The sequence below is a fragment of the Pseudomonas sp. FW305-25 genome (assembly GCF_017351415.1).
Taxonomy (GTDB): Bacteria; Pseudomonadota; Gammaproteobacteria; order Pseudomonadales; family Pseudomonadaceae; genus Aquipseudomonas; species Aquipseudomonas chlororaphis.
Map to the genome: position 1 here is coordinate 182,670 of NZ_JACNDE010000006.1, position 19,308 is coordinate 201,977.

Consider the following 19,308-nt stretch of genomic DNA (forward strand, 5'->3'; position numbering starts at 1 on the left):
CGACGATGAGTGCATTGGTTGGCGTGATCATGGGCTCCAAGTCCGATTGGTCCACCCTTAGCCACACCGCCGATATGCTGGAAAAGCTCGGCATCCCTTACGAGGTGAAAGTGGTCTCTGCCCACCGCACCCCGGACCTGCTGTTCCAGTACGCCACCGATGCCGAAGCGCGTGGCATCGAGGTGATCATCGCCGGTGCCGGTGGCGCGGCCCACCTGCCAGGCATGTGCGCGGCCAAGACCCATCTGCCGGTGCTGGGTGTTCCGGTGCAGTCGTCGATGCTCTCGGGCGTCGACTCGCTGCTCTCCATCGTGCAGATGCCCGCGGGCATTCCGGTCGCCACCCTGGCCATCGGCAAGGCCGGCGCGATCAACGCCGCGCTGCTGTCGGCGAGCATCCTTGGCGCCAAGCATCCGCAATTTCATACTGTGCTGAAAAAATTCCGCGCTGAGCAGACAGACAGCGTCCTGGACAATCCAGACCCACGCATCGCCTGAGGTTTTTGACGATGAAGATCGGTGTAATCGGTGGCGGCCAACTGGGTCGCATGTTGGCTCTGGCGGGCACTCCGCTGGGGATGAACTTCGCTTTCCTCGACCCGGCTCCGGACGCCTGTGCCGCTGCCCTGGGCGAACACCTGCGAGCCGACTACGGCGATCAGGATCACCTGCGCCAGCTGGCTGACGAAGTGGACCTGGTGACCTTCGAGTTCGAAAGCGTGCCGGCGGAAACCGTGGCCTTCCTGTCGCAGTTCGTCCCGGTCTACCCGAGCGCCGAAGCCCTGCGCATCGCCCGCGATCGCTGGTTCGAGAAGAGCATGTTCAAGGACCTGGGGATTCCGACCCCGGCGTTCGCCGACATCCAGTCGCAAGCCGACCTGGAGGCCGCCGTGGCCAGCATCGGCCTGCCGGCCGTGCTGAAAACCCGCACCCTGGGTTACGACGGCAAGGGCCAGAAAGTCCTGCGCAGCCCTGAAGACGTGGTCGGCACTTTCGCCGAGCTGGGCAGCGTGGGGTGCCTGCTGGAGGGCTTCGTGCCGTTCACCGGCGAAGTCTCGCTGATCGCCGTGCGCGCCCGCGATGGCGAAACCCGCTTCTACCCGCTGGTGCACAACACTCACCACAGCGGCATCCTCAAGCTGTCCGTGGCCAGCAGCGATCACCCGCTGCAGGCCCTGGCCGAAGACTACTCCAGCCGCGTGCTCAAGCAGCTGGACTACGTCGGCGTGATGGCGTTCGAGTTCTTTGAAGTCGACGGTGGCCTCAAGGCCAACGAGATCGCGCCACGGGTGCACAACTCCGGGCACTGGACCACCGAAGGCGCCGAGTGCAGCCAGTTCGAAAACCACCTGCGGGCCGTCGCCGGCCTGCCGCTGGGCTCGACCGCCAAGGTCGGCGAGAGCGCGATGATCAACTTCATCGGCGAAGTGCCGGCGGTGGAGAAAGTCATCGCCATCGACGATTGCCACCTGCATCACTACGGCAAGGCTTTCAAGGTCGGGCGCAAGGTCGGTCACGCCAACCTGCGCTGCAAGGACAAGGCAACCCTCGAGGCGCAGATCCTCAAGGTCGAAGCGCTGATCGCCGAATAACTTCCTGAGGCCGCGGTGGAACCAATCGGGGCCGCCGTTCTCTGATGGCAGGATGCCAATGCGCTAACTAGGCTTTGGCATACCTAACTCATACAGAGGGAAATGCCATGGGAATTATTGGAACCATCTTTATCGGCTTGATCGTTGGCCTGCTGGCTCGCTTCCTGAAACCGGGCGACGACAGCATGGGCTGGATCATGACCATCCTGCTCGGTATCGGCGGTTCGCTGGCAGCCACCTACGGCGGCCAGGCCCTGGGCATCTACCAGGCGGGCCAGGGCGCGGGCTTCATCGGCGCGCTGGTTGGCGCGGTCGTGCTGCTGGTGATCTACGGCCTGGTCAAAAAGAACTGATTTAGCGACAAAGCCCTCTCTGCTGCGCAGGTAGAGAGGGCTAGAATGCCCGGCGTTGTCTTGTCCCTTTCTTGCCGAGCTCCTTCATGCGCCGTCTTCTGTTGACTCTTGTTCTGCTGGGCTCGGGCCTGGCCCATGCCGGCGAACTGCCGGAAACCGACTGGCTCGAACTGATGCCCAAGTCGGACCAGAAAGCCCTCGAGCAAATGCCGGAAATCGATCACAACTCCCCCGAAGCCAATGGCACCTTTACCGAAAAGGGCGGCCTGAAGCAGAGCAAGGGGTTGCCGGCGGTGATGTATTCGACCAAGACCGTGCCGGCCATGAACGGCAAGGACATCCGCATCGGCGGTTATCCGGTGCCGCTGGAGTCCGATGCCAAGGGGCGCAGCACGCTGTTTTTCCTCGTGCCTTACCCGGGCGCCTGCATCCATGTGCCGCCACCGCCGCCCAATCAACTGGTGCTGGTGCGTTTCCCCAAGGGCGTGAAGCTGGACGATATCTACACGCCACTGTGGGTCACCGGCCACCTGAATATCGAGACGGTCAGCAACGACCTGGCCGACGCGGCCTATGCGCTGGATGCGCAGAAAGTGCGGGTGGTGCAGGAGTCGGATCTGTAAGACGTGATGCCTTCCCCGTAGGAGCGAAGCTTGCTCGCGATGGACTTCAACGATTACGCGGGTTCACTGAAATCTTGCGGTGTGTTGGCCGCGTATCGCGAGCAGGCTTCGCTCCTGCAGAAGAATCCGGCGTTACAGCGCTACGCTGGTAACGCTCACGCCCAGGGTATGACTGGCGCCCGGCGCCAGGGTCACCACGTCATCCATCACGTTGGCGGTCTCGATGCACAGCATGCGTTGCCAGCCATCGTCGGCCATGTCGCTGAACTGCTCGGCGCGGGCGATCCACGGGTTCCAGATCACCGCCGAGCGCGAGCCGTTGCTGGTCAGCTGGATGCGCCGCTCCCAGGCCGGGTCGACGATGCTCAGCTGTGGCGGAGGGGCGAGGTAGATACGGTCGGTCTCGCCGGTGAAATGCAGGTCGCCGGACTGCTGTGCAGTCTTCCAGTCGTCCAGGGTCTCGATGTAATTCAGGCCGTCCAACCCTTCGACGTGCACCTTGCGCACATCGCTGACCGCGAAGTAGCTGTGCAGCGCCTGGCTGATGGTGACCGTGTCGTCGCCCAGGTTGTGGCTGGTGAGGTTGATGTGCAGTTGCTCATCGAGGCGGATGCTCAGCTTCAGCTCGACCTGGTGCGGCCAGCCTGGCAGCCCGCCTTCGGGGATCGGCAGTTGCAGCTCCACCAGCAGGCTTTCGCCTTCGGCCTGGATGCCCAGCAGCTCCCAGTCGGTGGCGCGGACCAGGCCGTGGGCCCCGGCCGGCTCGCTGCCCTGGCGCATGGCCTGGACGCTTTGCGGGTTGCGCGCGAAGTTACCGAACCACGGCCAGCACACCGGAACGCCGGCGCGGATGCTTTTGCCGGTCTTGAACACGGCCTCGTCGTTGAGCCAGATCAGCGGCGGTTGCCCGGCCAATTGATAGCTGAGGATGTGCGCGCCTTGCTGGGCCACCAGCAGTTCGGCCTGACCGTGGCGGATGCGCCAGCAGTTCAGTTCATCCAGTTTCACCGTTTCAACGTGAGGGGTAGGCATGGTGCTGTTCTCGTTCAAAAGCAGGGCTGCTATGGACCACGTAACAGCCGCCGGGTTTAACCCACGCCGAATTTAACGGGCCCTGGGTGGAACCGAGCGGGTGCGGCCACTGCCGTCAATGGCAACGAACACGAACACCGCCTCGGTGACCTTGCGCCATTCGCTGGACAGCGGATCGTCGCTCCAGACCTCGACCATCATCTGGATCGAGCTGCGACCGATTTCCAGGGTCTGGGTATAAAAGGAAAGCTGCGCGCCGACCGCGACCGGCACCAGGAATGCCATGCGGTCGATGGCGACGGTGGCGACACGCCCGCCGGCCACGCGACTGGCCATGGCGGTACCCGCCAGGTCCATCTGGGCCACCAGCCAGCCGCCGAAAATATCGCCAAAGCCGTTGGTTTCGCGGGGAAGCGCGGTGATTTGCAAGGCCAGGTCGCCTTGCGGGATTGGATCTTCTTGTTCGAGCTCTATCATGCCGGGGGTGCCTCTGACCCGTGACTCTTCATTGGTACTTCAGGTGAATAGCCGTCTTGAGGAAAAACGATTCAGCCCGAACATACTACGTTCGTCACGTTCTTCGTAAGGCGTACTAAAGGGAAACTCTGCGAAACCGGCTGGCCCAGTCGGCGCCTGGGGCGCCCAGCGGCGTTTTCGCACAGCAACCCTTGCCGGGGCGGCGTTGCTCCAATGCCTGCGAGTATATCGGTCGACAGGCTCGGCGACGACCATCCGGTTCTGATTTTGATTGTCAATTGTGCCCGTCTATGTGCTTTTTCGAACAATTTGCTATCGTGCCGAACCTGCCAGGCCACAACCAGCGCTGTTGCGGCTTCCAGAACTGACTATAAGAGAAGCCCTTGCCATGACCACTGTGCCTTCGAGCGTCGCGCAGCCCGCGCAACCTGCTCGTCCGTTGACCCGCAATGACTACAAGACCCTGTCGCTGTCCGCCCTGGGCGGCGCGCTGGAGTTCTACGACTTCATCATTTTCGTGTTCTTCGCCACGGTGGTCGGCAAGCTGTTCTTCCCCGCGGACATGCCCGAGTGGCTGCGCCTGATGCAGACCTTCGGCATCTTCGCCGCCGGCTATCTGGCCCGCCCCCTGGGCGGGATCGTCATGGCGCACTTCGGCGACCTGCTCGGGCGCAAGAAGATGTTCACCCTGAGCATTTTCATGATGGCGGTGCCGACCCTGATCATGGGCCTGCTGCCGACCTACGCGCAGATCGGCATGTGGGCGCCGATCCTGTTGCTGCTGATGCGGGTGATCCAGGGCGCGGCCATCGGCGGTGAAGTGCCGGGCGCCTGGGTGTTCGTTTCCGAGCATGTGCCGCAGCGACATATCGGCTACGCCTGCGGCACCCTGACCTCGGGCCTGACGGCTGGCATTCTCCTGGGTTCGCTGGTGGCCACCGCGATCAACAGCATCTATACCCCGGGCGAAGTCGCCGATTACGCCTGGCGGATTCCGTTCCTGCTCGGCGGCGTGTTCGGCCTGTTCTCGGTGTACCTGCGCCGCTGGCTGCACGAAACCCCGGTGTTCGCCGAGCTGCAGCTGCGCAAGGCCCTGGCCGAGGAAGTGCCGCTGCGCGCGGTGCTGCGCGACCACCGCAGCGCGATCATTCTCTCGATGCTGCTGACCTGGCTGCTGTCCGCCGGGATCATCGTGGTGATCCTGATGACCCCGACCGTGCTGCAGACGGTCTATCACTTCTCCCCGACCACCGCGTTGCAGGCCAACAGCCTGGCGATCGTGTTCCTGAGCCTGGGTTGCGTGGCGTCCGGTGCGCTGGCCGACCGTTTTGGCGCCGGCCGGGTATTCGTGTTCGGCAGCGCGTTGCTGCTGGCGACTTCCTGGACCTTCTACCACAGCCTGCTGGATCACCCGGACTGGCTGTTCCCGCTGTACGCGCTGACCGGCCTGCTGGTGGGCACCATCGGCGCGGTGCCGTATGTGATGGTCAAGGCCTTCCCGGCGGTGGTGCGCTTCAGCGGCCTGTCGTTCTCCTACAACCTGGCCTACGCGATCTTCGGTGGCCTGACGCCGATGGTGGTGACCGCGCTGCTCAAGGAGAGCCCGATGGGGCCGGCCTATTATGTTGCAATTATTTGCAGCATCGGGATCCTGGTCGGCCTGTACCTGTGGAAAAAGGATCGCTGATCCTGTGACCCTGTAGCCGCTGCCGAAGGCTGCGAACGACCCGAAGGGGCGCGGCGATCTTCAGGGTCCTGGAGATCCTGTAGACCTATCGCAGCCTTCGGCAGCGGCTACAAAACGCTCTATAAAGAAAGGCCAGCCTTCCATCGCGAATGCTGGCCTTTCATCTAATTGTCATATTTCAGCCATAGAGTGTTCACACGGCCTACAGATACTTGGCCCGACTTAACACACCCTATCTGCTAGGAGTAAGGCATGAAACTGAAGCGTTTGATGGCGGCAATGACTTTTGTCGCTGCTGGCGTTGCGACTGCCCACGCGGTTGCCGCTGTTGACCCTGCTATCCCGAGCTACACCAAGACCACTGGTGTGTCGGGCAACCTGTCCAGCGTCGGCTCCGATACCCTGGCCAACCTCATGACCCTGTGGGCCGAGCACTACAAAAAAGAATACCCGAACGTAAACATCCAGATTCAGGCCGCTGGCTCCGCCACCGCGCCACCTGCGCTGACCGAAGGCACCTCCAACCTGGGCCCGATGAGCCGCAAGATGAAGGACACCGAACTGGCTGCCTTCGAGCAGAAGTACGGCTACAAGCCAACCGCCATCCCGGTTGCCGTGGACGCCCTGGCGGTGTTCGTGCACAAGGACAACCCGATCCAGCACCTGACCATGGAACAGGTTGACGCAATCTTCTCGTCGACCCGCCTGTGCGGCGCCAAGGCCGACGTCAAGACCTGGGGCGACCTGGGCGTGACCGGCGACCTGGCCAACAAGCCGGTCCAGCTGTTCGGTCGTAACTCGGTATCCGGCACCTACGGCTACTTCAAGGAAGAAGCCCTGTGCAAAGGCGACTACAAGCCTAACGTCAACGAACAGCCTGGTTCGGCTTCGGTGGTCCAGTCCATCAGCTCCTCGCTGAACGGCATCGGCTACTCGGGCATCGGCTACAAGACCGCCAGCGTGAAGACCGTGGCCCTGGCCAAGAAAGGCAGCAGCGACTTCATCGAAGACACCGAAGAAAACGCCCTGAACGGCAAGTACCCGCTGTCCCGCTTCCTGTACGTGTACATCAACAAGGCCCCGAACAAGCCTCTGGCCCCGCTGGAAGCCGAGTTCGTGAAACTGGTCCTGTCGAAACAGGGCCAGGAAGTGGTAGTGAAAGACGGCTACATCCCACTGCCAGCCAAAGTCGCCGCCAAGGCACTGGCTGACCTGGGCCTGCAGGAAGGCGCTGCAGTCGTAAAGAAGTAACACCCTAGGTCCGGGCCTGTCCCGGACCTTGTAGGAGCGAGCTTGCTCGCGACATGATGGCGAGGCCAACGCAGCATCTGTGTCTGGCGGCTCCCATCGCGAGCAAGCTCGCTCCTACACCCCTCAATTTTCGATCCGCTGCCAGCTCTGCTCCGCGGCGGATTTGTTGCGTCACTGCATTGTCATCTTTCTGTCATACAGGATCGCTAGGGTGTGCGCATGAATGATCTGGCCAACTCCACCATGACTCCGACTTCTCCCCCCAAGCGCATTGACTTCAATACGCCTGAGCTGCAACGCAAGCGCCGCATCCGCGCGCTGAAAGATCGCCTGACCCGCTGGTACGTCCTCGTTGGCGGTCTGGCCGTGCTGGCCGCGATCACCCTGATCTTCTTCTTCCTCGCCTATGTCGTGCTGCCCCTGTTCCAGGGCGCCGACCTGACCGCCAAGGACCCGCTGACGCCAGCCTGGATGCAGGACGCCGGCAAGCCGCTGATGTTCTCCCTGGAAGAGCAGAACCAGGTCGGCATGCGGGTTTCCGACAAGGGCCAGGCGCTGTTCTTCGACATCGACAACGGTGCCGAGCTGCGCCGCGTCGACCTGCCGATCCCGGCCGGCACCACCGTGACCGCTATCGGCAAGGATCAGCCGGGCAGCCCGCTGGTGGTGGTTGGCCTGTCCAACGGCCAGGCGCTGGTGTTCCGTCACACCTATAAGGTCAGCTATCCGGAAGGCAAGAAAACCATCTCGCCAGCCATCGAATACCCCTACGGCGAAACCCCGATCGTGCTGAACGAGCAGGGCGGTGCCCTGGAGCACGTCAACCTCAACGCCACCGATTCGGCGCTGGTGGTGGCCGGTTCCAGCGGCGCGCAACTGCATGTGCTGCAGCTGACCCGCGAAGAAAACATGATGACCGGCGAGGTCACCAGCGAGCAGAACCGCATCGAGCTGCCGCAGATGACCGAACCGGTCAAGGCCATGTACATCGACCCGCGCCAGCAGTGGCTGTACGTGATCAACGGGCGTGCCCAGGCCGACGTATTCAGCCTGCGCGACAAGAGCCTCAACGGTCGCTACAAACTGCTGGAGGATGCCGATGCCGAAGTGACGGCCAGCACCCAACTGGTGGGCGGTATCTCGCTGATCATCGGTACTTCCAAGGGCGGCCTGGCCCAGTGGTTCATGGCCCGCGACCCGGACGGCGAACTGCGCCTGAAGCAGATCCGTACCTTCCAGATGGGCACCACGCCGATCATCGAAATCACTGCCGAAGAGCGCCGCAAGGGCTTCGTCGCCCTGGACGCCTCGGGCAAGCTCGGCGTGTTCCACAGCACCGCGCACCGCACCCTGCTGGTGGACCAGGTGGTCGAGGGCGAAGGCCTGTTCGGCCTGTCGCCACGGGCCAACCGGGTGATCGTCGAAGCCGGCGGCAAGCTGCAACCGCTGGTGCTCGACAATCCGCACCCGGAAGTGTCCTGGAGCGCGCTGTGGAGCAAGGTCTGGTACGAGAACTACGACGAGCCTAAATACGTCTGGCAATCGACCGCGGCCAACACCGACTTCGAACCCAAGCTGAGCCTTTCGCCACTGACCTTCGGTACGTTGAAGGCAGCGTTCTACGCGATGCTGCTGGCAGCCCCACTGGCGGTGGCCGCGGCGATCTACACCGCTTACTTCATGGCTCCGGGCATGCGCCGCAAGGTCAAGCCGGTGATCGAGCTGATGGAAGCGATGCCGACGGTGATCCTCGGCTTCTTCGCCGGCCTGTTCCTCGCGCCTTACGTCGAAGGCCATCTGCCGGGCATCTTCAGCCTGTTGATGCTGCTACCGATCGGCATCCTGGTGGCCGGTTTCGTCTTCAGCCGCCTGCCTGAGTCGGTGCGCCTCAAGGTGCCGGATGGTTGGGAAAGCGCGATCCTGATCCCGGTGATCATCCTGGTGGGCTGGTTCTCGCTGTACATGAGCCCGTTCATGGAGAACTGGTTCTTCGGCGGCGACATGCGCATGTGGATCTCCCATGACCTGGGCATCACCTACGACCAGCGCAACGCCCTGGTGGTCGGCCTGGCCATGGGTTTTGCGGTGATCCCGAACATCTACTCGATCGCCGAAGACGCCGTATTCAGCGTGCCGCGCGGCCTGACCCTGGGTTCCCTGGCCCTGGGCGCCACGCCGTGGCAGACCATGACCCGCGTGGTGATCCTCACCGCCAGCCCGGGCATCTTCTCGGCGCTGATGATCGGCATGGGCCGCGCGGTCGGCGAAACCATGATCGTGCTGATGGCCACCGGCAACACCCCGGTCATGGAAATGAACCTGTTCGAAGGCCTGCGCACCCTGGCGGCCAACGTCGCGGTGGAAATGCCGGAGTCGGAAGTCGGCGGCAGCCACTACCGCGTGCTGTTCCTCTCGGCGCTGGTGCTGCTGCTGTTCACCTTCGTCATGAACACCCTCGCCGAGCTGATCCGTCAGCGTCTGCGCAAGAAATACTCGTCGCTTTAAGAAAGGTAGAAGTCTGTGAAACAGAACTCCCTGAATGGATGGTTCAAGAGCGGCGCCCCGGGCGTCTGGATCAGCGGTGGCGCGGTGTCCATCGCGGTCATCATGACTATCGGCCTGTTGGCGGTGATCGCCGTGCGCGGCCTGGGCCACTTCTGGCCGGCAGACCTGGTGCATGCCCACTACGACGTGCCGGGCCAGGCCAACCACCTGGTCATCGGCGAAGTGGTGCAGAAAGAAGAAGTGCCGCGGGCACGCCTCAAGAGCGCTGGCCTGCCGGTGCCGGACGAAGGCCCCGAGTTCATGACCCGCGAGCTGATCAAGGTCGGCAACCGTGACCTGAACGGCAACGACTTCACCTGGATCGTCGGCGACTGGCTGACCAACCAGACCACGCCGCCGGAGCTGATGGCCATCGAGCGGCGCGAGTGGGGCAACTTCTACGGCTACCTGGTCAACGTCAAGCAGGATGGCAAGGTCATCGCCGAAGGCGAAGCGGCCTGGCCGGAACTGCAGGCGCGGATCGAGCGAGTGAACAAGCTGGCGGCCCAGCTCAAGACCCTGGAGAAAGTCGACATCGGCGCGATCAACGCCGGCCTCGAGCGCATCCGCCTGCACGGTCGCAAGCTGGAACTGGACGGCAAGCTCGATGCCGCCGCCCAGGCCGACATGGAAAGCGAACGTGCCGAGCTGAACGCCCGTTACCAGGACGTCGAGGCCCGCCTGAGCGACCTGCACGCGCAGTTCAACCGTGACAGCCTCACCGCCCGCGACGCCAACGGCAAAGAGATCGAGATCAGCCTGGGCAAGGTGGTGCACGCCTACCAGCCGAACGCCATGGGCACCTTCACCAAGCTGGGTTTCTACTTCAGCAAGGTCTGGGAATTCCTCAGCGACGACCCGCGTGAAGCCAACACCGAGGGCGGTATCTTCCCGGCGATCTTCGGTACCGTGATGATGACCCTGATCATGGCGATGATCGTCACCCCGTTCGGCGTGCTGGCGGCGGTGTACCTGCGCGAATACGCCAAGCAGAACACCCTGACCCGGGTGATCCGCATCGCGGTGAACAACCTGGCGGGCGTGCCGGCCATCGTCTACGGGGTGTTCGGCCTGGGCTTCTTCGTCTATGTGCTGGGCGGTTCCCTCGATCGCTTGTTCTTCCCCGAAGCGCTGCCGGCGCCGACCTTCGGTACCCCGGGCCTGCTCTGGGCCTCCCTGACCCTGGCGCTGCTGGCGGTGCCGGTGGTGATCGTGGCCACCGAGGAAGGCCTGGCGCGGATTCCCCGCACCGTGCGTGAAGGTTCCCTGGCCCTGGGCGCGACCAAGGCGGAAACCCTGTGGAAGATCGTGCTGCCAATGGCCAGCCCGGCGATGATGACCGGCATGATCCTCGCGGTAGCCCGCGCCGCCGGTGAAGTGGCGCCGCTGATGCTGGTGGGTGTGGTGAAACTGGCGCCGTCGCTGCCGGTGGACGGCAACTACCCGTACCTGCACCTGGACCAGAAGATCATGCACCTGGGCTTCCATATCTATGACGTCGGCTTCCAGAGCCCCAACGTCGAGGCCGCGCGGCCGCTGGTGTACGCCACGGCGCTGCTGCTGGTGCTGGTGATCGCGACGCTCAACCTGTCGGCAGTGTGGATTCGTAACCACCTGCGCGAGAAATACAAGGCGCTGGATAGCTAAAGCCATTAGCCACAAGCGGCAAGCCATACGCCGCTTTTGCTCAAACTTGCAGCTTGCAGCTAGAAGCTTGCAGCTAGAAGCTTGCAGCTACGAACGGAGTGAGACCATGCAACAAGAAGCACATACCCACGGCATCAACATGTCGGCCTTGGGCCGCGACAAGCAGAGCCTGAACCTGGACCAGGAAACCGTGGCCATCGAAGTCCCGGGCCTGAGCCTGTTCTACGGTGAGAAGCAGGCGCTGTTCGACGTCAGCATGAACATTCCGAAGCAGCGCGTGACCGCCTTCATCGGCCCGTCCGGCTGCGGCAAGTCGACCCTGCTGCGTACCTTCAACCGGATGAACGACCTGGTGGACGGCTGCCGCGTGGAAGGCGAGATCAATCTCTACGGCAACAACATCTACCGCAAGGGCGAAGACGTGGCCGAGCTGCGCCGCCGCGTGGGCATGGTGTTCCAGAAGCCCAACCCGTTCCCGAAAACCATCTACGAGAACGTGGTCTACGGCCTGCGCATCCAGGGCATCAACAAGAAGCGCATCCTCGACGAAGCCGTCGAGTGGGCCCTCAAGGGCGCGGCGCTGTGGGACGAGGTCAAGGATCGCCTGCATGAATCGGCACTCGGCCTGTCCGGTGGTCAGCAGCAGCGTCTGGTGATCGCCCGCACCATCGCCGTGGAACCGGAAGTGCTACTGCTCGACGAGCCGTGCTCGGCGCTCGATCCGATCTCCACCTTGAAGGTCGAAGAGCTGATCTACGAACTGAAATCGAAGTTCACCATCGTGATCGTGACCCACAACATGCAACAGGCCGCGCGTGTCTCCGACTACACGGCGTTCATGTACATGGGCAAACTGGTGGAATTCGGCGACACCGATACGCTGTTCACCAATCCGGCGAAGAAGCAGACCGAAGACTACATCACCGGTCGGTATGGCTAGCAGCAGCCGCGAGCCGCAAGCTTCAAGCGGCAAGTGAGAGCGGTTCGAGTACGACACAACATGGCTTGCAGCTTGTAGCTTGCAGCTCACAGCTTTTGCGGAGCACACACATGATTTCTAAGGAAGGCTTGACCCATCACATCTCCCAGCAGTTCAACGCCGAGCTCGAGGAGGTGCGCAGCCACCTCCTGGCGATGGGCGGGCTGGTCGAGAAACAAGTCAACGACGCCGTCACCGCGCTGATCGAAGCCGACTCGGGGCTCGCCCAGCAGGTGCGCGAGATCGACGACCAGATCAACCAGATGGAACGCAACATCGACGAAGAATGCCTGCGCATTCTCGCCCGTCGCCAGCCGGCGGCTTCCGACCTGCGCCTGATCATCAGCATCTCCAAGTCAGTGATCGACCTGGAGCGTATCGGCGACGAATCGACCAAGATCGCCCGTCGCGCCATCCAGCTGTGCGAAGAAGGCGAAGCCCCGCGCGGCTATGTGGAAGTGCGGCATATCGGCGACCAGGTGCGTAACATGGTCCGCGATGCGCTGGATGCTTTTGCCCGCTTCGACGCCGACCTGGCGCTGTCGGTGGCCCAGTACGACAAGGTCATCGACCGCGAGTACAAGACCGCGTTGCGCGAGCTGGCCACCTACATGATGGAAGATCCGCGCTCGATCTCGCGCGTTCTGAGCATCATCTGGGTCCTGCGCTCCCTGGAGCGGATCGGCGACCACGCGCGCAACATCTCGGAGCTGGTGATTTACCTGGTGCGCGGCACCGATGTGCGCCATCTGGGCCTGAAGCGGATGAAGGAAGAAGTTGAAGGCACCAGTGCCGAAAGCGCTAATGTTCCGGGTGAAGCTGACGATAAGTAAGGTTGCCCGAGAGAAGCGCCCGGCCCTTTGGCCGGGCGTTTTCGTTTATGGGGATTTAACTTGAAAAGCAGCGCCCGCGAACGAAAAGTCCCGGCGTGACTGAAGAGTTTTGGCAAAGTGCCATCAGTAAAGCGTTATGCTAGCCGGGATTTTTAAAGGGGTGGTCGATGAGTAAGGTAAGTGTGTTGGTGGTGGATGACGCTTCGTTCATTCGTGACCTGGTGAAGAAATGTCTGCGCAACTACTTCCCTGGCATCAAGATCGAGGACGCCATCAACGGCCGTAAAGCCCAGGCCCTGCTGGCCCGTGAAGCCTTCGACCTGGTCCTGTGCGACTGGGAAATGCCGGAAATGTCCGGCCTGGAGCTGCTGACCTGGTGCCGCGGCCAGGAGGCGATGAAGGCCATGCCGTTCATCATGGTCACCAGTCGCGGCGACAAGGAGAACGTGGTGCAGGCGATCCAGGCCGGCGTCTCCGGCTACGTCAGCAAGCCGTTCACCAACGAGCAACTGCTGACCAAGGTCAAACAGGCGCTGAACAAGGTCGGCAAGCTCGACACCTTGATGAACAGCGCGCCGACCAAGATGAACTCGGCGTTCGGCAATGACTCCCTGAGTGCCCTGACCGGCGGCAAGGCCGAAGTCATCGGCGCCGCGCCGACGGCTGCGGCGGTCAATCCGTTTGCCAAACCTGCCGTGGTGTCCGCTCCTGCTCCCGCCGCAGCCCCGTCTCGTGGGTTGCTCAACAGTCCGCCGGTGAAGGCGCCGGCTCCTGCCGCCGCCGCGTCTGCTGGTGGTCGTGGCCAGGGGCAGTTGCGCCTGCCCAGCGGTACTCAGCAATGCGTGATCAAGGCGCTGAGCATCAAGGAGGCGCTGTTGGTGGTGAAGCGCACCGATACGCTGCCGCAGGTGCTCGACAGCGCCGTGCTGGACCTGGAGCAGGGCGACAATGCCGAAGTGGCGCGCCTGAACGGCTACCTGCATGCGGTGGTGGCCTATGAGCCGAAGCCGGACAGCGAGTGGTTGCAACTGACCTTCCGCTTCGTCGACCAGGATGCGCAGAAGCTCGACTACATCTCCCGCCTGATCGCCCGCGGCACGGCGCAGAAGCACTTCGTCCCCGGCGCCTGACGGGTTCCTGCCCCCTGTTTCGCGGGTAGCCACGCCTCTGTAGGAGCGAGGCTTGCCCGCGATGACGTCCGTCCTGACGGCGCACTTTCCGGACGGCTGACCCCGACCCTGTAGCCGCTGCCGCAGGCTGCGATAAGGCCGAAGGCCTTCAGCGATCTCAAAACCTTGTGCTCCCTTCGGCGACAACATCCCCATACCAGTGCCAGTCTGCGTTTGAATGTGGCGCGAAACCTGCTGCAAACACTTTCCTGTACCACGCTTTTGCACGCTGACGAGGGTGATCTGGGGCGTGTCACTCAGGCGCTGTATCTGTTGCTGGATGATGGTTGTGATGTGTTGCAGGCGGCGCAGTGCAAGGCGTTGGGGGAGGGGGCAGTGGTTTGATGCCGTGTGTCCGATTCTCTGTTTTTCAGGTTGATTTATATCTGTACTGATATAGGTTGTGATCTGTGCTTTTGGCTTTTCTTGTGCCTGGCCACGCTTTGAAACAACCCGGTCGCGCGCTGTGGCGGTCGGGTTGTTTAACCTCTCTGGGGTCAGTAACGGGAGAGGTTCGATGCCTAGGCACAAGGATGTGGTGTTTGTCGGGAGCGCGCTCCGGGACCTCCGGGCTTTTCCGCTGGATGCGCGAAGGGCCGCGGGTTTTCAGCTGGATCTGTTGCAGCAGGGCGAGCCGCCCTATGACTGCCGGTCGATGAAAACCGTGGGGCCGGGGGTGTTCGAGATCAGGATCAGTGAGGATTCAGGAGCGTTTCGGGTGTTTTACGTGGCCAACCGGCCCGCGGCCATTTATGTGCTGCACGCCATGCGCAAGACCACCCGCAAGACCGAAGCGCGGGACATCGAGCTGGCTCGGGCCAGACTTCAGGAGATAAGTGCACGCCATGACCGATCACATGCATACCGAGCGTTTCGCCAGTGTCTGGGACGCGCTCGAAGGTTCGCCCCAGGAAGCCGCCAATATGCGCCTGCGCTCCAAGCTCATGCTGGAGCTGGGCAAGACCATCAAGGCCTGGGGTGTTTCGCAGAAGGAGGCCGCCAGTCGGCTCAATATCACCCAGCCGCGGCTCAACGACGTGCTCAGCGGCAAGATCAACAAGTTTTCCCTGGATGCGCTGGTCAACCTCTCCGACGCCGCGCACCTGGGGGTCGATATCAGTTTCAGTCCGTCGGCAATGGAACCTCTGGTGCAGGGTTGATTCATACAAAGTCCACGTCGGGCTGCTAGCCTGACTTCAGGCTTTCCTCAGAATCTTGCCCATGTTCATGCACCTGCTGTTTTCCTGCGGTCTGTTGCTGGCTGCCACCTCGGCCATGGCCATGACCATCTACAAGTCCACCGACGCCAACGGCGTGGTGTCCTACAGCGACCGTCCGTCGCCGGGCGCCCAGGTGTTCGTGTTTCGCGATCGCATGGTCGAGCACCTGGAACGCCAGGTGCGTCTGGACGTCGAGAAGAGCTGGGGCGTGGACAGCGTTTTTGTGCGTAACGACCTGTATGCGCCGGTGGAGATCGAGCTGGGGTTTACCGGCCTGAAGAACATCCGCAGTGCCCCCAGGCAGCCGATTCGCCGGGTACTGCCGGCCCGCAGCCGACAGCGCCTGGCACAGCTCACGGCCATGCAGGCGGGCAAGCCGCTGATCTATGTCCCGCAGTTTCGTTACTCCCTGGGCGACCCTGCAGGCGCCGCCCAAGCTTATCGTTACCCGCTGCCCTGGCGTGGCGGCCCCTTTCGCCTGACCCAGGGCGCCAACGGCCGGTACAGCCATTTCGGCCCCAAGAGCCGCTATGCCATGGACATCGCCATGCCCGAGGGCACGCCGATCATCGCGGCGCGTGGCGGGGTGGTGGTGAAGACCGAGAACCGCCAGAGCGGGCGCGGCACCGACCCTTCCGGCAATTTCGTGCGGGTGTTGCACAACGACGGCACCATGGGGGTGTACCTGCACCTCAAGCGCGGCTCGGTAAGCGTGCGTGAAGGCCAGCGGGTCGTGGTGGGCAGCCCGCTGGCGTTGTCGGGCAACACCGGCAACAGCAGCGGCCCGCACCTGCACTTCGTGGTGCAGCGCAATACGGGGCTGGGGCTGGTGTCGATTCCCTATCAGTTCAACCAGCCCATCGGTAGCCTGCCGAATTTCGCGCTGGGCAAAAAGTAGCCATGTAGCCGCTGCCGAAGGCTGCGATAAGGCCGAAGGCCTTCAGCGATCTCAAGAGCCTGCGCCCGCTTCGTCGGAGTGCCGCCCAGGTCGATCGCAGCCTTCGGCAGCGGCTACAGGATGATCGGCGGAGCAGGTGATAATCGGGGGGAGGGGATCGCGAGCAATCGAGCCTCGACCGGCTGCTCCTACAGATGAACGCGGTTCATTGTAGGAGTGAGCTTGCTCGCGATGAGGTGTCAGACCGTGCTCAATCGAGCATCAACACCTTGGCCAGGACGATTTTCGGGCCTTTCATCTTCTTGATGATGATGCGCAGGCCTTCGACCTCCATGACCTCTTCTTCTTCCGGTACCCGTTTCAGGGTCTCGTAGACCAGGCCGGCGAGGGTTTCGGCCTCGATATGGTCCAGGTCGATGCCCAGCAGGCGCTCCACCTTGAACAGCGGGGTATCGCCGCGCACCAGCAACTTGCCGGGCTGGTAGGCGAGGATGCCGCGCTCGGCCTTGCGGTGTTCGTCCTGGATATCGCCGACCAGCACTTCCAGCACGTCTTCCATGGTCAGGTAGCCGATGATCTTGCCGTCGGCTTCTTCCACCAGGGCGAAGTGCGAACCGCCTTTACGGAACTGTTCCAGCAGCTGCGACAGCGGCATGTGCCGGGAAACGCGCTCCAGCGGGCGGGTCAGCTCGGCCAGGTTGAACGATTCGGGGATGTGGTCCAGCGCCGCCAGTTCCAGCAGCAGGTCCTTGATGTGCAGCAGGCCGACGAACTCGTTGCGCTCGCTGTCGTAGACCGGGTAGCGGCTGAACTTGTGGCGGCGGAACAGGGCGAGGATCTGCTTCAGCGGCGCGTTGAATTCCACGCTGATCAGGTCTTCCCGGGAGTTGGCCCAGTCCACCACTTCCAGCTCGCCCATTTCCACGGCCGAGGCCAGTACGCGCATGCCCTGGTCGCTGGGGTCCTGGCCCCGGCTGGAGTGCAGGATCAGCTTCAGTTCTTCGCGGCTGTAGTGGTGCTCGTGATGCGGGCCGGGCTCGCCCTGGCCGGCGATGCGCAGGATGGTGTTGGCGCTGGCGTTGAGCAGGTAGATCGCCGGGTACATCAGCCAGTAGAACAGGTACAGCGGCACCGCCGTCCACAGCGACAGCAACTCGGGCTTGCGGATGGCCCAGGACTTGGGCGCCAGCTCGCCGACCACGATGTGCAGGTAGGAAATGATGAAAAAGGCGGTAAAGAACGACACGCCCTTGACCACTTCCGCCGAATCCACGCCCACGGCGCTGAGCAGCGGCGCCAGCAAATGCGCGAAGGCCGGCTCACCGACCCAGCCCAGGCCGAGGGAGGCCAGGGTGATCCCCAGCTGGCACGCGGAAAGGTAGGCATCCAGCTGGCTGTGGACGGTGCGCAGGATCTGCCCGCGCCAGCCGTTCTTGTGGGCGATGGCCTCGACCCGGGTCGAGCGCAGTTTGACCATGGCGAACTCGGCGGCTACGAAAAAGCCGTTGAGCAGAACCAGGAGCAGTGCAAAAAGAATCATGCCGAAGTCGGCGAAAAGAGACGCGAGGGTAAAACCAGGGGAAGGGTCCATGATGGAGTTTTGCGGGTTCCGTGTATTCGAAAAAGAGAGAAATGCGCGGCGCAATGGCAGGCGCAAGCCAGCCAATGTAGCGGCTGGCAGGGCGATTGCCTAGTGGCGCGTGGCTGTCACCGCTGGTCGGTCAGGGTGTCGGCACGCAATCTTTTCACCTGGGCCGGGGCGAAATGGCAGGTAAAAGTGCTGCCGTGGCCCGGTACGCTGCTGATCTCCAGGCGCGCCCGATGGCGCAGCAGCACATGTTTGACGATGGCCAGGCCCAGGCCGGTGCCGCCGGTGTTGGAGTTGCGGCTGGAGTCGACCCGGTAGAAGCGTTCGGTCAGGCGTGGCAAGTGCTTGCTGTCGATGCCGATCCCCGAATCCTGCACGCTCAGGTGCGCGCCTTGCTCGTCGCCCCACCAGCGGATGCGGATGTTGCCCTCGGCCGGGGTGTATTTCACGGCGTTGAACACCAGGTTGGAAAAGGCGCTGCGCAGTTCCGCCTCGCTGCCCTTGAGCAGGACCTGCGCGTCGGCTTCCAGGGTGATGCGCTGGTTGCGCTCCCCGGACAGCGCCTGGGCATCGCTCTTGATCGACTGCAGCAGCACGTCGATCGGCACCGGCTGGTTGTCCGACGGGTAGTCGGTGGCTTCCAGCTTGGCCAGCAGCAGCAGGTCGTTGAGCAGGGTCTGCATGCGCCCGCCTTGCTGCTGCATCTGCTGCAGGGCGCGGCTCCAGCGCGGATTCACTTCCTCGACGTTGTCGAGCAGGGTTTCCAGGTAGCCGCAGATCACCGTCAGCGGCGTGCGCAGCTCGTGGGAGACGTTGGCGATGAAGTCTTTGCGCATCTGTTCCAGCTGGTGGATGCGGGTCACGTCGCGCACCAGCATCAGGTGTTCGTTGTTGCCGTAGCGGGTGATGTACAGCTGGATGCGTACCCGGTCATTGGTCGGCGAGGGGATTTCCAGCGGCTCGTTGTAATTGTCCTGCTCGAAATATTCCTTGAAGCGCGGATGGCGCACCAGGTTGGTCACCGGCTGGCCGCTGTCCTGTGGAGTCTTCAGGCCCAGCAGGGTTTCCGCCGCGCGGTTCCACCATTCCAGGTTGCCGTCGCTGTCGAGCATGATCACCGCGTCTTTCAGCGCCGCGGTGGACTCCTGGACCCGGTCGATCACCGCTTGCAGGCGCCCGCGCACCCGTTGGTCGCGGCGTTGCAGGTGGTAGATGCTGTCGAACACCTCGCCCCATAGGCCGTAGCCATCGGGCGGTGCTTCATCGGGTTGGTGCAGGCGCAGCCATTCGTGCAGGCGCAGCAGTTGCTTGAGGGTCCAGGCCAGGTAGATCCCCAGGCCGATGGCCAGGCTCCAGCCGTAGTAACCGCTGATCAGGCCCACCAGCAGGCAGCCGGTGACCAACAGCAGCATGTGG

Annotated in this window: 17 protein-coding genes and 1 pseudogene; 14 read left to right on the top strand and 4 right to left on the bottom strand. The window is 62.9% G+C overall.

Going from position 1 to position 19,308, the window contains the following annotated elements:
- Positions 1 to 5 precede the first annotated feature (5 nt).
- The 4 genes from purE (at position 6) to J4E58_RS08730 (ending at position 2,567) form a co-directional block, all read left to right on the top strand.
- Positions 6 to 497 carry a 5-(carboxyamino)imidazole ribonucleotide mutase gene (gene purE / locus J4E58_RS08715; RefSeq protein WP_007928512.1) on the top strand — a complete coding sequence of 164 codons (492 nt, stop codon included), beginning with the start codon at positions 6 to 8 and terminating at the stop codon, positions 495 to 497.
- Between the two features lie 11 nt (positions 498 to 508).
- Positions 509 to 1,591 carry a 5-(carboxyamino)imidazole ribonucleotide synthase gene (locus tag J4E58_RS08720; protein ID WP_007928513.1) on the top strand — a complete coding sequence of 361 codons (1,083 nt, stop codon included), beginning with the start codon at positions 509 to 511 and terminating at the stop codon, positions 1,589 to 1,591.
- Positions 1,592 to 1,698: 107 nt separating this feature from the next.
- Positions 1,699 to 1,944: a GlsB/YeaQ/YmgE family stress response membrane protein gene (locus J4E58_RS08725; RefSeq protein WP_007928514.1), complete on the top strand. Its 246-nt coding sequence runs from the start codon at positions 1,699 to 1,701 to the stop codon at positions 1,942 to 1,944.
- A gap of 86 nt (positions 1,945 to 2,030) precedes the next feature.
- The gene (locus J4E58_RS08730; RefSeq protein ID WP_087089253.1) at positions 2,031 to 2,567 is read left to right on the top strand and encodes a DUF3299 domain-containing protein; all 537 of its coding nucleotides are present in this window, start codon (positions 2,031 to 2,033) and stop codon (positions 2,565 to 2,567) included.
- Between the two features lie 132 nt (positions 2,568 to 2,699).
- On the opposite strand, the gene J4E58_RS08735 is transcribed toward J4E58_RS08730, so the two are convergent.
- Positions 2,700 to 3,599 (bottom strand): D-hexose-6-phosphate mutarotase, encoded by a 900-nt coding sequence (locus J4E58_RS08735; protein ID WP_087087475.1) that lies wholly within the window; start codon positions 3,597 to 3,599, stop codon positions 2,700 to 2,702.
- Between the two features lie 72 nt (positions 3,600 to 3,671).
- The gene (locus tag J4E58_RS08740) at positions 3,672 to 4,076 is read right to left on the bottom strand and encodes an acyl-CoA thioesterase (protein ID WP_003229628.1); all 405 of its coding nucleotides are present in this window, start codon (positions 4,074 to 4,076) and stop codon (positions 3,672 to 3,674) included.
- Between the two features lie 388 nt (positions 4,077 to 4,464).
- On the opposite strand from J4E58_RS08740, the gene J4E58_RS08745 reads away from it, so the two are divergent.
- The 10 genes and pseudogenes from J4E58_RS08745 (at position 4,465) to J4E58_RS08790 (ending at position 16,304) form a co-directional block, all read left to right on the top strand.
- Positions 4,465 to 5,763 carry an MFS transporter gene (locus tag J4E58_RS08745; RefSeq protein ID WP_028683641.1) on the top strand — a complete coding sequence of 433 codons (1,299 nt, stop codon included), beginning with the start codon at positions 4,465 to 4,467 and terminating at the stop codon, positions 5,761 to 5,763.
- 252 nt (positions 5,764 to 6,015) lie between these two features.
- Positions 6,016 to 7,014 carry a phosphate ABC transporter substrate-binding protein PstS family protein gene (locus J4E58_RS08750; RefSeq protein ID WP_007928520.1) on the top strand — a complete coding sequence of 333 codons (999 nt, stop codon included), beginning with the start codon at positions 6,016 to 6,018 and terminating at the stop codon, positions 7,012 to 7,014.
- A 219-nt stretch (positions 7,015 to 7,233) separates the two neighbouring features.
- Positions 7,234 to 9,519: an ABC transporter permease subunit gene (locus J4E58_RS08755; protein ID WP_009041368.1), complete on the top strand. Its 2,286-nt coding sequence runs from the start codon at positions 7,234 to 7,236 to the stop codon at positions 9,517 to 9,519.
- A 15-nt stretch (positions 9,520 to 9,534) separates the two neighbouring features.
- On the top strand, positions 9,535 to 11,205 hold the full coding sequence (pstA, locus tag J4E58_RS08760; RefSeq protein WP_007928524.1) for a phosphate ABC transporter permease PstA: 1,671 nt from the start codon (positions 9,535 to 9,537) through the stop codon (positions 11,203 to 11,205).
- Positions 11,206 to 11,311: 106 nt separating this feature from the next.
- Positions 11,312 to 12,145, top strand: a complete 834-nt coding sequence (pstB, locus tag J4E58_RS08765; protein WP_007928526.1) for a phosphate ABC transporter ATP-binding protein PstB — start codon at positions 11,312 to 11,314, stop codon at positions 12,143 to 12,145.
- Positions 12,146 to 12,255: 110 nt separating this feature from the next.
- Positions 12,256 to 13,017: a phosphate signaling complex protein PhoU gene (gene phoU, locus J4E58_RS08770; protein ID WP_053263132.1), complete on the top strand. Its 762-nt coding sequence runs from the start codon at positions 12,256 to 12,258 to the stop codon at positions 13,015 to 13,017.
- Between the two features lie 167 nt (positions 13,018 to 13,184).
- Positions 13,185 to 14,147 (top strand): response regulator, encoded by a 963-nt coding sequence (locus J4E58_RS08775; protein WP_087087478.1) that lies wholly within the window; start codon positions 13,185 to 13,187, stop codon positions 14,145 to 14,147.
- Between the two features lie 556 nt (positions 14,148 to 14,703).
- Positions 14,704 to 15,024 (top strand): annotated as a pseudogene (locus tag J4E58_RS08780) (type II toxin-antitoxin system RelE/ParE family toxin); the annotation flags it as partial.
- A 7-nt stretch (positions 15,025 to 15,031) separates the two neighbouring features.
- On the top strand, positions 15,032 to 15,346 hold the full coding sequence (locus J4E58_RS08785) for a helix-turn-helix domain-containing protein (RefSeq protein ID WP_172962998.1): 315 nt from the start codon (positions 15,032 to 15,034) through the stop codon (positions 15,344 to 15,346).
- A gap of 61 nt (positions 15,347 to 15,407) precedes the next feature.
- Complete coding sequence (locus J4E58_RS08790; protein WP_007928535.1) at positions 15,408 to 16,304, top strand: peptidoglycan DD-metalloendopeptidase family protein; 897 nt, start codon at positions 15,408 to 15,410, stop codon at positions 16,302 to 16,304.
- Between the two features lie 250 nt (positions 16,305 to 16,554).
- Here the strand turns inward: J4E58_RS08790 and J4E58_RS08795 are convergent, their stop codons facing one another.
- Together J4E58_RS08795 and phoR are read right to left on the bottom strand one after the other, a co-directional pair.
- Positions 16,555 to 17,895, bottom strand: coding sequence for a hemolysin family protein (locus J4E58_RS08795; protein WP_007930300.1), 1,341 nt, complete (start codon positions 17,893 to 17,895; stop codon positions 16,555 to 16,557).
- A 116-nt stretch (positions 17,896 to 18,011) separates the two neighbouring features.
- Positions 18,012 to 19,304 (bottom strand): phosphate regulon sensor histidine kinase PhoR, encoded by a 1,293-nt coding sequence (gene phoR / locus J4E58_RS08800; RefSeq protein WP_219735273.1) that lies wholly within the window; start codon positions 19,302 to 19,304, stop codon positions 18,012 to 18,014.
- Positions 19,305 to 19,308 lie beyond the last annotated feature (4 nt).

Excerpts from the sequence above, each read along its gene's own strand:
- purE (WP_007928512.1), top strand. The coding sequence starts at position 6 with ATGAGTGCATTGGTTGGCGTGATCATGGGCTCCAAGTCCGATTGGTCC.
- J4E58_RS08720 (WP_007928513.1), top strand. The coding sequence starts at position 509 with ATGAAGATCGGTGTAATCGGTGGCGGCCAACTGGGTCGCATGTTGGCT.
- J4E58_RS08725 (WP_007928514.1), top strand. The coding sequence starts at position 1,699 with ATGGGAATTATTGGAACCATCTTTATCGGCTTGATCGTTGGCCTGCTG.
- J4E58_RS08730 (WP_087089253.1), top strand. The coding sequence starts at position 2,031 with ATGCGCCGTCTTCTGTTGACTCTTGTTCTGCTGGGCTCGGGCCTGGCC.
- J4E58_RS08735 (WP_087087475.1), bottom strand. The coding sequence starts at position 3,599 with ATGCCTACCCCTCACGTTGAAACGGTGAAACTGGATGAACTGAACTGC.
- J4E58_RS08740 (WP_003229628.1), bottom strand. The coding sequence starts at position 4,076 with ATGATAGAGCTCGAACAAGAAGATCCAATCCCGCAAGGCGACCTGGCC.
- J4E58_RS08745 (WP_028683641.1), top strand. The coding sequence starts at position 4,465 with ATGACCACTGTGCCTTCGAGCGTCGCGCAGCCCGCGCAACCTGCTCGT.
- J4E58_RS08750 (WP_007928520.1), top strand. The coding sequence starts at position 6,016 with ATGAAACTGAAGCGTTTGATGGCGGCAATGACTTTTGTCGCTGCTGGC.
- J4E58_RS08755 (WP_009041368.1), top strand. The coding sequence starts at position 7,234 with ATGAATGATCTGGCCAACTCCACCATGACTCCGACTTCTCCCCCCAAG.
- pstB (WP_007928526.1), top strand. The coding sequence starts at position 11,312 with ATGCAACAAGAAGCACATACCCACGGCATCAACATGTCGGCCTTGGGC.
- phoU (WP_053263132.1), top strand. The coding sequence starts at position 12,256 with ATGATTTCTAAGGAAGGCTTGACCCATCACATCTCCCAGCAGTTCAAC.
- J4E58_RS08775 (WP_087087478.1), top strand. The coding sequence starts at position 13,185 with ATGAGTAAGGTAAGTGTGTTGGTGGTGGATGACGCTTCGTTCATTCGT.
- J4E58_RS08785 (WP_172962998.1), top strand. The coding sequence starts at position 15,032 with ATGACCGATCACATGCATACCGAGCGTTTCGCCAGTGTCTGGGACGCG.
- J4E58_RS08790 (WP_007928535.1), top strand. The coding sequence starts at position 15,408 with ATGTTCATGCACCTGCTGTTTTCCTGCGGTCTGTTGCTGGCTGCCACC.
- J4E58_RS08795 (WP_007930300.1), bottom strand. The coding sequence starts at position 17,895 with ATGGACCCTTCCCCTGGTTTTACCCTCGCGTCTCTTTTCGCCGACTTC.
- phoR (WP_219735273.1), bottom strand. The coding sequence starts at position 19,304 with ATGCTGCTGTTGGTCACCGGCTGCCTGCTGGTGGGCCTGATCAGCGGT.